We start from the raw sequence: 13,426 nt of genomic DNA, 5'->3' as shown, positions 1-13,426 counted from the left end.
TCCCGTGCGCTTTCTACCGGTCAACCTGGACGCCCTGCTCGTCGAATTGAAAGACCTGGACGAGACCCTGGCGTTGTTCGACGCCCTGATCGCGGAGCCTATTGCGGGCGTGGAAGAAATCATTCCTGCCGCACGAACCCTGCTGATCCAGTTTCGCCCCAGCGCCATTACACAGCAGGCGCTCGTTGATTGTATCGCTGGCCAGGACCTGAGCCAGCGCCGCGCGATCGAGCATCGCCGGGTGGAAATTCCCGTCCACTACAATGGTGAAGACCTCGACGAGGTCGCCACGCTGCTGGGGATCAGCCGCGCCGAGGTGGTCCAACGCCACACCGCCCATGACTACAGCGTGGCCTTTTGCGGATTCGCTCCGGGCTTCGCCTACCTCACCGGCGGTGCCGATTTCCAGGTGCCTCGCAGACAAACTCCACGCACCCGCATACCCGCAGGTGCGGTTGCTCTGGCGGGGGAGTTCAGCGGTGTTTATCCGCAAGCCAGCCCCGGTGGTTGGCAGATCATCGGCGTAACGCCTTTGCAGATGTGGGACCTGAACCGCGCTGAATCGGCCTTGCTGCGCCCAGGCTACAAAGTGCGGTTCACCGATGCTGGCCCGCTCCCGGCGGGCGGCCTGCCCGCCCCCTCGGTACCGGCAAGTGCCGCTACACCCACCGGTGCCTATCTGGAAATCATGACCCCTGGTTTGCACAGCGTACTGCAGGATATGGGCCGTCCCGGCCAGACCGGCCAAGGCGTATCCCGTTCCGGCGCGCTGGACCTGGGCGCCCTGCGGGCAGCCAACCGCGCTGTCGGCAACCGCTCGGACATGGCCTGTGTGGAATCGGTACTCGGCGGCCTGGCCTTCGTTTGCCATGGCCGTGCCTTGATCGCCGTCACCGGAGCGCAAACCCCGGTCACCATTACCAACGCGAGTGGCCTGCAATGGCAGGCAAGCAACTACCAGCCCATCGAGCTGGATGTGGGTGACCGTGTCAGCCTGGGTTCACCTCTGGCGGGGCTGCGCAGCTACCTGGCGATTCGAGGCGGCTTTGAAGTCACGCCGGTGCTTGGCAGTCTGTCCACAGACACACTGGCCCAGGTTGGGCCCCCGGCGCTCGCCGTCGGCGACCGACTGGGCTTTGCCACACTGACCACCGGCACCAGCGTATCGCTGAACGAAGCCCCGGCCTTTGAACTACCGACGGCGGCTAACATCGTCACCCTTGACGTGGTGATGGGGCCGCGCACCGACTGGTTTACCGAAGAAGCTATCCAGCGCCTGAGCAGCCAACTCTGGCGCGTCACCTCACAGTCCAACCGCGTCGGTATTCGTCTGGCCGGTGAAACCCCGCTGGATCGCATCAACCACCAAGAGTTGCCCAGCGAAGGCACTTCCGTCGGGGCCATTCAGGTTCCGGCCAGCGGCCAACCGGTTCTGTTTCTCGCCGATCACCCGTTGACCGGAGGCTATCCGGTGATCGCCGCAGTCGCCAGCTACCATCTCGACCTGGCTGGCCAGATCCCTGTCAATGCGCAGATTCGCTTCAACCCTTTGGACGGCTTCAAAGAGATTCAAGCCATTACGGAAGCCTCTTCTTCAACTGCCGATGTGAAAAAACTTCCATGAAAAAATTACTGATTGCCAACCGTGGTGAAATTGCCGTCCGCATCGCCCGCGCCTGCCGCGACTACGGCGTGCAGTCTGTCGCCGTCTATGCCGACGCGGACATCGACGCCCTGCATGTGCGCCAAGCCGACGAAGCCTACTCATTGAATGGCCAGCGCCCGACCGAGACCTACCTGGATATCGGCAAACTGATCGCCGTCGCCAAACGCAGCGGCGCCGATGCCGTGCACCCCGGCTATGGTTTTTTGTCTGAACGAGCCGACTTCGCCCGGGCGGTGATCGACGCAGGGTTGATCTGGGTCGGTCCCAATCCGGAGACCATCGACGTGCTCGGCGACAAGGTCGAGGCGCGGAAAATTGCCCAACTGGTCGGTGCGCCTCTGGTGGCCGGTACGCCTGGCCCGGTAGAAAGCGCCGCCGAAGTACTGGCCTTTGCCGAACAACATGGCCTGCCGATTGCCATCAAGGCGGCCTTTGGCGGCGGCGGACGCGGCATGAAAGTCGCCTGGCGCATGGATGAAGTGGCTGAATTGTTCGCCTCCGCCGTGCGCGAAGCGGAAGCGGCCTTTGGTCGTGGCGAATGCTATGTCGAACAGTTCCTCGACCGTCCTCGGCACATCGAAGCGCAGATCCTCGCCGACAAGCACGGCAAAGTCGTCGTCGTCGGCACGCGGGACTGCTCCTTGCAGCGGCGAAATCAGAAGCTGGTGGAGGAAGCGCCAGCGCCCTTTATCAGTGACGAACAGCGCCAGCGTATTCATCAATCTGCTCAGGATATCTGCGCCAAAGCCGGCTATGTCGGTGCCGGCACGGTGGAGTTCCTGCTTAGCCAGGATGGCACCCTGTCGTTCCTTGAGGTCAATACCCGTTTGCAGGTCGAGCACCCGGTGACCGAAGAGACTACTGGGGTTGACCTGGTGATCGAACAACTGCGGATCGCCGACGGTTTCCCGTTGTCCTTCAGTAAGACGCCGACCCCGCGTGGCCACAGCTTCGAATTTCGCATCAACGCGGAAGACCCGGGCAAGGGCTTCCTGCCCACCCCCGGTCATATTACTGATTTCCTGCCACCGTCTGGCCCGGGTGTGCGTCTGGACAGCGGTGTAATAAGCGGCTCGCGAGTGCCCAGTACCTTCGATTCGATGATGGCCAAACTGATCGTCACCGGCGCCACCCGCGAACAGGCTATCGTCCGCGCCCGGCGCGCGCTGGCTGAGTTCAACATTGAGGGCATCGCCTCGGTGCTGCCGTTCCACCGAGCCGTGATGGACCATGACGACTTCACCGGTGCCGATAAATTCGCCGTACACACGCGCTGGATCGAGACCGATTTCGCCGAACAGATCACTCTCGCCCCACGTGCCGTTGTATCGGCCGACCCTGGCATCCTGCGCACGTTTGTCGAGATCGACGGCAAGCGCCACGAACTCGGCCTTCCGGCTGCGCTGCTGCGCGGCGTCAGCCTGAACGCAGCGGACACCGTCAGCGAAAGCACGGCCCCCTCCGAGGTCTCTGATCCACAGGCGGTACTGACACCCGTAGCGGGGAATCTGCATACCTGGGTCGTCGAAGACGGCGAGTCGGTGAGCGTCGGGCAAGTGATCGCGGTTGTAGAGGCCATGAAAATGGAAACCTCGGTTCTGGCACCTTGTGAAGGTCAGGTGCAGATCGCCAAACAGGCCGGTGACTATTTTGAAGCCGCCTCCGTGATTGGCCGCATCAAGACCATTAATTGATTTAAACACTCTTCTTTTCGCCGGTAGTACGCACAACGGGGTAATAACTCCGTTGCCGCGTGCTGCCTGCAGAAAACTGTAGATGTAACTGCGCACTCAAAATAACGATAAAACTCAACCAATAGATCTGCCGTTATCTGGAGCATAAAGAGCATGTTGATCAAAACGACTTTCGCTGTCGCGGGTACTTGCGCATTAATTTTCCCACTCACGGCATCTGCAGATTTTATTGCCGACAGCAAGGCCAGCGTTGAACTGCGCAACTTCTACTTCAACCGTGACTTTCGTAACGGACCGCCCACCGCCCAACGTGACTCTGCGGCGGAGTGGGCGCAGGGAGCCATGTTGCGATTCGAGTCGGGTTATACCGCAGGTACTCTGGGCCTGGGCGTCGACGCTGTCGGCATGCTCGGTATCAAGCTTGACGGCGGTGATGGTTCCGGCGGCACGGGCCTGTTGCCGGCGGACCTTGGTTCGAAAAACGGCCGAGGCTCACAGGACGAATACTCCAAACTCGAGCTGACGGCCAAGGCGAAGGTATCGGAAACCATTCTGAAGGTCGGCTCACTCGCCTTCCGTACGCCCGTGGTCTCGAGCAATGACACGCGCTTACTGCCGGCGACGTTCGAAGGCGCACTGTTGACTTCGAAGGACATCGACAAGCTCATGTTGCAAGGCGGCAAGCTGGAGCAAATCAAGTTCAACAGCTCTTCAAATTATCAAGACTTCACGGGTAACCGCATTGGCGGCGTCAGCGATGACTTTCGCTTTGCCGGCGGCACCTACAGTTTCAACAAGGCCCTGAGCACCAGCCTGTACTACGGCAACCTGGAAAACGTCTATCGGCAGTACTTTGGTGGTGTGGTCTACGAGATCCCCCTCGCCGAGCAACAGTCGCTGAAGTTCGACCTGCGCTATTCGAAAAGCACCGACGACGGCAACTTTCGCCCCCTTGATAACCGGGCAGCGAACGGCCTGGTGTCCTACACCCTGGGCTCCAACGTATTCACCGCAGCCTATCAACGCATGAGCGGTGACGACCCCTTCCCCTACATTGCCAATAGCGATCCGTACCTGGTCAACTTCGTCCAGATCAATGACTTCGCCAATACCCAGGAACGCTCCTGGCAGCTGCGCTATGACTACAACTTCGCCGCGCTGGGCCTCCCGGGGCTGACGTTCATGAGTCGTTATGTCCAGGGAGACAATGCGTTGGTCGCCGGCAACAACACCGGTAAAGAGTGGGAGCGCAACACCGACATTGGTTATGTCATACAGTCAGGTTCGCTGAAAAACGTCGGCCTGAAAGTCAGAAACGCAACCGTCAGGTCAAACTTTGGTAATGACCTGGATGAAACACGCCTGATCCTTAGTTACACCTTGGCATTGTGGTAACGGCCAAACACCCAGACAACTTTCAGCCACAACCTGTGCTGGACGCCTGACAAATTTACCAACCAATAACGCAAGTCAAAGTATTTGGTTCGCCATGAAGTTGGCTGCCGCAGGGGCGCTTTTATCCTGACGCGATGTTTTAACAGGTACAACAAAGCAAACTTCGGATAACTGACAGCTCCGTTTTTTTACAAGGAGGCAATTGCGTTCGCAAGTAACAAGGCCCCGGGGTTGATAATCCAACCCCGGAATCCTCAGCCTGAATACGTGGTGTACCGATTCAAACCCGGAGAGTGAACGATGGGACATCTCAAATTTAATCAGAAGATATTGCTGATCGCCTCCTTGGTGATCATGACGGTGTTTTGCTCATTTTCCGTGTTGAATGACATTCGCCTGCGCGAAGACAACGCGCAGAAAATCGAACAAAACACACGCGCCCTCGCAGCCTCCATGGCGCATGACATCCAGAGCTGGCTGACCGGCCGGCTGATTCTGATGAAAAGCGTCGCCGAGTTTATCGGGCACAACCCTACGGCCGAAAACGTCCAGGCCACATTACAAAACCAAGTGCTTATGGAACAGTTCATTGCCACGTATGCCGGCACCCGTGATGGCAAGCTTCAGATCTATCCGCCACGGGAAATGCCTGCGGACTACGACGCCCGACAGCGCCAGTGGTACAAGGACGCTATCGCCAACGGAGCCGCGATGACCGAACCTTACGTAGGCGCAGGGATCGATTACCGGATCATTACCCAGGCGGTCGCCATCCCTTCCGGGCAGCAAACACTCGGGGTACTGGGCGCCAGCCTGAAAATCGAGACGATCTCGCAAACACTCAATGCCCAGGCGTTCGATGGCAACGGCTACGCCTTTCTGGTGAGCAAGGAGGGCAAGATCCTGGTTCACCCTGACCAGGCGCTGATAGGTAAAACCCTGGCCGATATGTTTCCGGGCAACACCTTGACCCTGAGCGACCGGCTGGTCGAAGCCACGTCGGTTGATGGCAGCAAATTCACCCTGTTCTCAGCGGTCAACGGCCTGCCTTCGCAGGATTGGTACATCGGTATCGTGCTCGACAAACAAGCGGCCCTGGCCAGTGTCTCCGCGTTCCGCAACTCCGCGATCATCGCGACGGCTGTTGCGGGCCTGGCCACTTTGCTGATGCTCGGGCTGCTGATTCGCGTGCTCATGAGGCCCCTGCATTCGATCAGCCACGCGATGGAAGATATCGCCCAAGGCGATGCCGACTTGACCCGTAGATTGTCGATCCTGTCGAAGGACGAATTCGGGCAACTGGCCATGAGCTTCAACCGCTTCAGCGATCGTATCCACACTTCTATCAGCGAAGTATCCTCGACGACGGATGCCTTGGGTGAAGCGACTCGCCGGGTACTGTCGGCGTCCGACTCCTCGATGGAAAAATCGGAACACCAATCGGGTTACACCACGAGCGTGGCTGCCGCAATTGAAGAGCTGGGCGCAGCAGCGCAGGAGATCGCCTCCAGCGCCTCGGCGGCGTCCAAAGGTGCTTCCAGTGCCAGGTTGCAGATCGAGTCGACCTGCGAACTGGTCGAGAACACAGTCACAGCCATGAGCGACCTGCAGGCAAATATCGAACTGACCCGCTCGCAGATCGAAGAGCTCAACGCCAAAACCATCAACATCGGAAAAGTCCTGGAGGTCATTTCGACTATTTCCGCAAAGACCAATCTGCTGGCCCTGAATGCGGCTATCGAGGCGGCCAGAGCCGGAGAGGCGGGACGCGGCTTTGCCGTTGTGGCGGACGAAGTGAGAAACCTTGCCCATCATACCCAGAATGCGACCGAAGAAATTCGCCAGGTCATCGAAGCGTTACAGGCCGGCGGCGCCCAGGCTTCCCGAACCATGCTGCACAGCAATGAAATCGGCAGCCAAAGCGTGCTCGTCGCGAAACAGGCTGGGGCCAGCCTTGTGAAAGTAGTCTCGAAAATCGGTGAGATTGATGAGATGTGCCTTACAGTCGCTGCCGCGACTGAAGAGCAAACAACAGCCGTCGATCAACTGACAAGGGATGTGCATGAGATCAGCCAGTTGAATCGCCAGACCAATGACAATCTTGGCTCTACCCTCAGAGCCTGTGCAGAATTGGATTCAGAAGCTGGGCGACTCAAAAACGTGGTAAATACGTTCAAGTTGTAGGCGTATTGGTTAAAAGCGAACAATTTGTGCTGGCCCCGTCTGACTTGATCGCCAGAGTGGGGGACTCAATTGCGCCACCTTATCACCAAGGCCATGGCCTGCCTGACTCAGTAAAACCAAGCCGTAAAGCATCGAGAAATCGAAGCTTCACGGCTTTTTTGTTGCCTGGATTTTTTATCCAGCGATCAAACGACTTTCAACTCAACCTTCACACCGTCGCGCGTCATCCGCGAATACGGGCAGATCTGATGCGCAGCCTCAACCAACTCCCGTTTCACGCCCTCCTCCAGGCCAGGAATATTGACGTTCAACCTGACCGCCAACTGAAAATCCCCGCCACTGGTTTTGCCCAGATCCACCTCGGCATCCACCGACGTGTCCTCGGGCAATTTGACTTTCAGTTTCCCGGCGGCGACCTGTATCGCACCGATGAAACAGGCTGAATAACCCAGTGCAAACAGTTGCTCCGGATTGGTCCCCGGTTTGCCTGAACCGGGGGAACTGAATTTCACGTCCAGCTCGCCATCGCTGGATTTGCCGGTGCCCGTGCGGCCGCCGACGGTGTGGGTTTTTGCAGTGTAGAGAACGGTTTCCAATGCAGTGCTCATGACAGTAACTCCTGATAGACGAGATCGTTTTGATCAGTCACCGAGGGTGCCGGTGTGATACGCCAGGCGTTTTTCAATATCCGCATTTTTCTGCAAGCCAAGCTCCATCAATTGTTTGATCCGTTGCTGCGCCGCCGGACGTTTCACCGAGCCGATGAACCCGTCCCATTCGGCAGCGATGGCCTCGTTCGGTGGCAAGCTGGAAGCGTCGACGAGGCGCTTGATGTCGGTGATCGACTGCTTGTCGAACCGGGCAATACGCCGGGCCATGGTGTCGACGAACGCGTCGAGTGCAGCATCGGGTAGCGCACGATTGACATAGCCATAGCGTTCCGCGAGGTCGCCATCGATATCGTTGCCGGTGAGCAGCACTTCCAGTGCGCGCCCACGCTTCATCAGCCGCGGCAGTCGAGCCATGGGGCCACCACCCGGCACCAGCGCGGCGCCGATTTCCCATTGCGAGAGAATGGCTTTTTCGCGACTGGCAAATCGTATGTCGCTGGCCAGTGACAGCTCACTGCCGACACCGGTGGCACGACAAGGTTAGCAGCGTACCTTGGCCTTTCAAGTGACGTCAGTCGGAAGCCATCAAGCGAAAAAAAAAGGCACATGGCGATGATCGCCAGTGCCTCTTTTTTATACCCGCAAGTACCGTTAGCGCGATGACAACATGAAGGTGTCGTACTCCAGGTCTTCCAGCGCCGTGGACAATCGGTGCAGCCCGAGCAGTACACAGGCCAGCAACGACAGCGTGAACCCATAGCCAAAGAAGCTTGGGCCGAGGTACATGCTCAGCAGGGTCAGCGCCCCGTTCAACACCGCAAACAGCACGCACAACTCCAGCACCACCGTGCGCTTGTCCAGGTAGAAGAACACGTTGAGCAAAGCCATGAACACCACCTGAATACTGACGCCGATCAGGTCGATATAGAACAGCGGCAAGTAGTAGCTGGAGATACCCAGCCAATCCAGCAGACGCGGTGCGAACAGGAACAACAGCACCACCGTCAGCCCCTGCACCTTGCAGATTTCCAGCAGGCCCTGACGGATCGACAAGGTCATCTCGGTTTTCAGCGAGCTAATGTGCTGCAAGGTTTCACCCTCGCGGATCGCCCGGAACAGACGGTCATACCATTCGGCAAAATCGGTTTCGATGCGCACCAGGAACACCGCCATCCCCGGGATGATCGCCAGGTAGGCGAGGAAGATCGGCAGGTCGTACAGGATAGACGCGCGCAGCGGACCGATGACGATGTTCGAGGTGCCGGGGTTGAACCAGAACAGGAACTTGTCGATCCAGATGCCGAAGTTGTAGAAGAAACCGGTGGCGAGCAGGCTGAGAAAAACGTGGCGACGATCGAGGAAATCGAAGGCGATCAGTTTCTCCGCACGGTACTCGCGCAGGATGTCGTAGAGGAACAGAAACAGCAGCGTGCTGTGCCCGATCAACAGCGCCAGCAGCAAGCCCGGTAGCTTCAGGAAGCTCAGCACATAGGCGCTGGCGACCATCAGCGTGTAGCCCACCAGCATGACCAGCAGAATGCGGTTATAGGCCTTCATCCCCGACAGGAAGATGATCACCAGCCACAAGTTGCACAGCACCACGAAATTCGACAGCACCAGCACCCGGTAGATCAGCGGTTGATCGAACAACACGGCCAGTACGATGATGCCCAGCACGCCGGCAGAGAGCGTGACCAGCAACAGGATACCTAACAAGTTGGGGAGGATCTGCTCGTACTGGTGCTCGAACAATCGGTCGGACACGAACCGGGTGAAGAACAGCTGCAAGCCACCGGTGAGTATCAATGAGGTGGCCATCAGATAGGTCACCGTCACCAGAAACTGCCCCACCAGTGTGTTGGGTATCACAATGCCCAGGCTGATGATCCCCACCAGCATCACGCTGATGATTGATAACACCCAGGGTCCGGAGCTGATCAGACCGGCATATATGTAGGCGTGCAAGGTCGCGGTGTAGGAGTCGCGCGAAAGGATCTTGCGCAGTTCGAAGCCAATGCCGGCCATTTAATTGTTCTCCATGGCTGCTTGATACAAGTCGCGATAACGCTGCAGCATCAAGGCTTCGGTGTAGTAACGATTGACCCGCAACAAGCCGCTGGCCTGAGCGGCCTGCCAGCGCTGCGGGCTGCGCAGCAGTTCGAGGATCGCGGCGCAGGTGGCCTGTGGATCGGCAATCGCCACCACTTTGCCGGCCAGGCCGAGGTCGCGGTCTTCGGCGCTGCCGCCTTCGATCAATTCTCGGCACGAACCCACGTCGCTGCTGACCACCGGCGTACCGGCGGCCCAGGCTTCGAGGATCACCAGCGGTTGCGCCTCGCTGATCGAGGTGAGCACCATCAGGCCAAGTTTCGGCAGGATCTCCTGGATGCGCTGGAAACCAAGGAAATGCACCTTGCCCTCCAGACCCAGGCTGGCCATCAGGCTGCGGCATTCACTGACGTATTCCGGGTCTTCCTCTTCGGGACCGACGATCCAGCCTTCAGCCTCCGGCATGGCGCTGATCACACCGCGCATGGCCCGCAGGAAGGTTTTCACGTCCTTGATCGGCACCACACGCCCGATCAAGCCCACCACGGGCGCAATGCCGGGTGCACGGGATTCCAGTGCCGCGGTCCACTGCGGCAGGTCGATGCCGTTCGGAATGACCTGGGTGCGGGTCGGGTCGGCGCCATCCTTGATTTGCCGCTGACGGTTGCCGTCATACAACGCGATGATGTTGTCGGCGCTGTTGTAGGTCAGTTGACCGATGCGTTCGAAGAAGCGTACCCACAAGGTGCGGATGTAACCCGAGCCGGCGTCGAGGCTGCGATTGAGCGCCTGCCCGGAACTCTCGGCAATCCAGCTGGCCTGGGCCAGGTCGATCTTGCGTTCCTTGGTGTAAATCCCGTGCTCGCTGAGCAAGTAGGTACAGTTCCAGCGCTGCTTGAGGATGCACCCCAGCAACCCGGCGTAGCCAGTAGAAATCGAATGCAGCATCCGCGCTCGCGGCATTTTACGTGACGCTTCGGCGAGCATCAGCAACGGCGACTGCATCGAACGCAGGGTCCAGAAATAATTGACGAAGGACGGGTCGGCGCAATGCAGCCGATACCCTTCGCTCAACGCCTCCCAACTGGCGCGGCTGCGCAGCACGTCGTCGAGGGTCATGCGGCCCTGCGCGATGCAGTCGAGCAGGCGCTCCCCCAGCTCGGGCTCCGGCGCGTCCGGGTGGTGCAGGAAACGATAAAGATCCAGCAACTGCTGCGGGTCAGCCTCCCGCGGCGTTCCGCGGGTGTTGGTCGGATGGGTCGCATCCTCGAGAAACACCTCTTCGATGTGCAGCACATTCGAGGGGATTTCATAGCGCCGCGACGGGTAGGCCGAACGTTGGCCGCCGATGAACATCACCGAGAAGGTCAGCTCCGGCAGGCCAAGAATCATCTGGTGAATCCAACTCGATACACCGCCGCGCACGTAAGGCCAGGTGCCTTCGAGCAGCAGACAGATGTCGGCCGTCGGCGCCGCTTCCTTGTGATTCATGTCCAGCTCCTCACCAGCTCAGCGAGCGGTGGCCGCTGGCGGGTTTTCTCGGGAAGCTTCTCGAGCAACCCGGGAATTTCGTGATAACGACCGGCCTCGAACGCCAGTTCGGCGTGGAACGGCAACACCTGAGCAGCGCCCATGCCGTTGTCCTGGGCCTGATGCAAGAGCATTTCGGCGCGCTCGATATCACCTCGCTCCAGCGCAATGCGCCCGGCCAGCAAGAACAGCTCGCCGCCCTCGCCCGCTTCAAGCCCTTGCGTGGCGTGTTCGCTGGCCTGATTGAGCACGTGTTCAAGCACGCTGCCTTGCGCCAGGCCGAGGTACGCCAGCTCCCAGTACCAACGCGCCAGCGTGCCATGCAACGTACCGGCGTTTTTGGCATTGGCGCCGCTCAGTTGCCCCAGGGCAATCTGGATACGCAGGTTGATGTCGCTTTCCTGCTTGTCGAGCATCGAGTACGCCAATAGCCGCACGTCGTCGCTGGGATCGCCCAGCGCCAGTTTGAGGATCGGCACCGCTTCCTTGCCCGGCATGCGTCGCGTGGCCAGCAACGCGGCCAGACGCTGATCCGGATCGGGCGCATGGCGCAGCACATCCTGCAAACCGCCATCGGCAAAGATCGGCGAATGCAATTGCTGCTGCGCGCGATACGGCAGGCTCGGAATACCGACGGCTTGCCAGGCTTGCTTGTCGCGTTTGCGCGGCAGGTACAGCGCCGGAAAGATCGACGCGACCACACCAATCGTGCCGATCACCGGCACAAAGAACGCCAGGCTGAAAATGAACAGAGGGCTCCAGGGCAACGGCGCACGGTAGCGTGCCGGCAACAACAGCCACACCGCGCCGCACAACAGCGCGCACGCCAGACCATGGCTTAAGGTGAACACCAGCAATTGTTGTAACTCGGGCGCCGCGAGCCACAAACTGGCCCAGCTGCCCGCCTCTAACAACAAGGCTCCGCTAAACAGCCACTTGCTGATCATTCAGGCCACACTCGTTGAACAGGAAATTACGCAGCCCGTCGCGTTCACAACCAGGCTCCAGATTGAAAGGCATCACCCGCACCCCCAGGCTCGCCATGTCACTTTCAATACCAAAGTGCTCATGCAACAACAGGTTGATACGCGCCAGATAACCTTCGGTGCCCTGCGGGCTGGTCAACGGCAAGAGCACCAGCAACAGTTGATGATCGCGATTGTTGCGCACCGGCAAGTGCAGATCGAGACCGCGCTGGCTGCGCTCCAGCAGACGCGTCAGCTCGTCGTTGGGACGGGTCATTTCAAAGGCAAACAACCCGGCCGGCAATGCGTGTTTCTCGACATCCACCAGCGAGCGTTTGAGCTGCAGGGTGAATTGCTGGGCATCGGCGTCGGGCAGTTGCAACACATGCGGGTCACGGCGCAACAGGTCGGCGATGTGCCCGGCGAGCAGCGCCAACAGGCTCAGGGTGCGATCCTGGAAGGCGAAGAACGGCATCTGCCGAACCGCCAGGATTGCCAGCAGACGACCCTCGGCATCGATCAACGGGATGCACGCCTGCAACGATGAGAACTGCGCCGAGGTGCCGGAATCAATCAACTCCTGACGCACGCTCACCAGTTCGCCGCGCTCCAGGCACAGCTTGACCAGACCGTCCTCGGTGCCCAACGGCCCCATCACGCCGATCGTTGCCAACGCGTCAGGCAAGACATTTTCTTCACGCTCGTCAACGCCGTACAGACCGGCCACGCGCAACGCGCCGTACTGCCCAAGCATCGACGTGATCGGGTCTGCCAGCGCGGTCAACGCATCGCCCGAGTCCGGCATCACCCGCAATTTTTCGCGCAAGCCCAGCAAGGAGCTGCGCAGGCTCTGGTCGCTACCGGCCACGCGCTGCTCGAGCAGGTCGTGGGAGACCCGCAGAATCTGGTGCGCCCGGGTGAATTCGTCGAGACGGTATTGACGATATTCGTTGGCCATCTGCAGCCGCTCCAGGCGCCGCATCCACTGATCGCGAACCTCACCCACCAGCATCCCGCAAACCAGCACGCCGACAATGAATGACGGATCGATCTGGGCGTAGCCTTCGAGTCCGCTGCGGCGCAGGGCGAACATCGCCAGCACCAGCAGGCTGGCGCTGAACAGGCCGCGCACAAAACCGTAACGCACGCCCAGCAGCAGCGGCGCCAGGATCGGCCAGGGGAACCCGCCGTGTACCTGCAACGGGTCTTCAGGGGTCAGCCACAAGCCCAGGCCGATGGCCGCGCCGGTGACCAGAAACGTTTCCAGCCAAGACACCGGGCCGCTGGCTTGAGGCGCCAGGCTGTAATCCATGTGGGGAGAATTCATTGCGA

The 13,426-nt window shown here is 59.6% G+C and carries 9 protein-coding genes and 1 pseudogene; 4 read left to right on the top strand and 6 right to left on the bottom strand.

All coding sequences use genetic code 11. The features are described from left to right. Positions 1-4 precede the first annotated feature (4 nt). The 4 genes from PMI01S_RS20060 to PMI01S_RS20045 all read left to right on the top strand — a co-directional run bounded on the left by PMI01S_RS20060 (position 5) and on the right by PMI01S_RS20045 (position 6,939). Positions 5-1,624 carry a 5-oxoprolinase subunit B/C family protein gene (locus PMI01S_RS20060; RefSeq protein ID WP_084321822.1) on the top strand — a complete coding sequence of 540 codons (1,620 nt, stop codon included), beginning with the start codon at positions 5-7 and terminating at the stop codon, positions 1,622-1,624. Then, complete coding sequence (locus PMI01S_RS20055) at positions 1,621-3,360, top strand: acetyl/propionyl/methylcrotonyl-CoA carboxylase subunit alpha (RefSeq protein WP_084321821.1); 1,740 nt, start codon at positions 1,621-1,623, stop codon at positions 3,358-3,360. Before PMI01S_RS20060 ends, PMI01S_RS20055 begins: the two co-directional genes overlap by 4 nt. A 153-nt stretch (positions 3,361-3,513) precedes the next feature. Continuing rightward, on the top strand, positions 3,514-4,755 hold the full coding sequence (locus PMI01S_RS20050) for an OprD family porin (protein ID WP_084321820.1): 1,242 nt from the start codon (positions 3,514-3,516) through the stop codon (positions 4,753-4,755). A gap of 300 nt (positions 4,756-5,055) precedes the next feature. Continuing rightward, positions 5,056-6,939, top strand: a complete 1,884-nt coding sequence (locus PMI01S_RS20045) for a methyl-accepting chemotaxis protein (RefSeq protein ID WP_084321819.1) — start codon at positions 5,056-5,058, stop codon at positions 6,937-6,939. A 185-nt stretch (positions 6,940-7,124) separates the two neighbouring features. On the opposite strand, the gene PMI01S_RS20040 is transcribed toward PMI01S_RS20045, so the two are convergent. The 6 genes and pseudogenes from PMI01S_RS20040 to PMI01S_RS20015 form a co-directional block, all read right to left on the bottom strand. After that, entirely contained in the window at positions 7,125-7,547 is a 423-nt protein-coding gene (locus tag PMI01S_RS20040) for an organic hydroperoxide resistance protein (protein WP_084321818.1), read from the bottom strand. Between the two features lie 33 nt (positions 7,548-7,580). After that, a pseudogene (locus PMI01S_RS20035) lies at positions 7,581-8,069 on the bottom strand (enoyl-CoA hydratase/isomerase family protein); the annotation flags it as partial. 132 nt (positions 8,070-8,201) lie between these two features. Further along, positions 8,202-9,575, bottom strand: coding sequence for an exopolysaccharide Pel transporter PelG (gene pelG, locus PMI01S_RS20030; RefSeq protein ID WP_084321817.1), 1,374 nt, complete (start codon positions 9,573-9,575; stop codon positions 8,202-8,204). After that, complete coding sequence (pelF, locus tag PMI01S_RS20025) at positions 9,576-11,090, bottom strand: GT4 family glycosyltransferase PelF (protein ID WP_084321816.1); 1,515 nt, start codon at positions 11,088-11,090, stop codon at positions 9,576-9,578. Then, positions 11,087-12,076, bottom strand: coding sequence for a HEAT repeat domain-containing protein (locus tag PMI01S_RS20020; protein ID WP_084321815.1), 990 nt, complete (start codon positions 12,074-12,076; stop codon positions 11,087-11,089). The genes pelF and PMI01S_RS20020 overlap by 4 nt, the downstream gene beginning before the upstream one ends. Continuing rightward, entirely contained in the window at positions 12,054-13,421 is a 1,368-nt protein-coding gene (locus tag PMI01S_RS20015; protein WP_084321814.1) for a PelD GGDEF domain-containing protein, read from the bottom strand. The genes PMI01S_RS20020 and PMI01S_RS20015 overlap by 23 nt, the downstream gene beginning before the upstream one ends. Positions 13,422-13,426: the final 5 nt, after the last annotated feature.

The organism is Pseudomonas migulae NBRC 103157 (genome assembly GCF_002091715.1).
Classification (GTDB): Bacteria; Pseudomonadota; Gammaproteobacteria; order Pseudomonadales; family Pseudomonadaceae; genus Aquipseudomonas; species Aquipseudomonas migulae_A.
Note: the sequence above shows the minus strand (reverse complement) of the source record. Positions and strands in the feature narration are given on the sequence as shown.

What these genes read in the sequence shown, in the direction of transcription:
- pelF (WP_084321816.1), bottom strand. Translation starts at nt 11,090, where the DNA reads ATGAATCACAAGGAAGCGGCGCCGACGGCCGACATCTGTCTGCTGCTC.
- PMI01S_RS20040 (WP_084321818.1), bottom strand. Translation starts at nt 7,547, where the DNA reads ATGAGCACTGCATTGGAAACCGTTCTCTACACTGCAAAAACCCACACC.
- PMI01S_RS20015 (WP_084321814.1), bottom strand. Translation starts at nt 13,421, where the DNA reads ATGAATTCTCCCCACATGGATTACAGCCTGGCGCCTCAAGCCAGCGGC.
- PMI01S_RS20055 (WP_084321821.1), top strand. Translation starts at nt 1,621, where the DNA reads ATGAAAAAATTACTGATTGCCAACCGTGGTGAAATTGCCGTCCGCATC.
- PMI01S_RS20045 (WP_084321819.1), top strand. Translation starts at nt 5,056, where the DNA reads ATGGGACATCTCAAATTTAATCAGAAGATATTGCTGATCGCCTCCTTG.
- PMI01S_RS20050 (WP_084321820.1), top strand. Translation starts at nt 3,514, where the DNA reads ATGTTGATCAAAACGACTTTCGCTGTCGCGGGTACTTGCGCATTAATT.
- PMI01S_RS20020 (WP_084321815.1), bottom strand. Translation starts at nt 12,076, where the DNA reads ATGATCAGCAAGTGGCTGTTTAGCGGAGCCTTGTTGTTAGAGGCGGGC.
- pelG (WP_084321817.1), bottom strand. Translation starts at nt 9,575, where the DNA reads ATGGCCGGCATTGGCTTCGAACTGCGCAAGATCCTTTCGCGCGACTCC.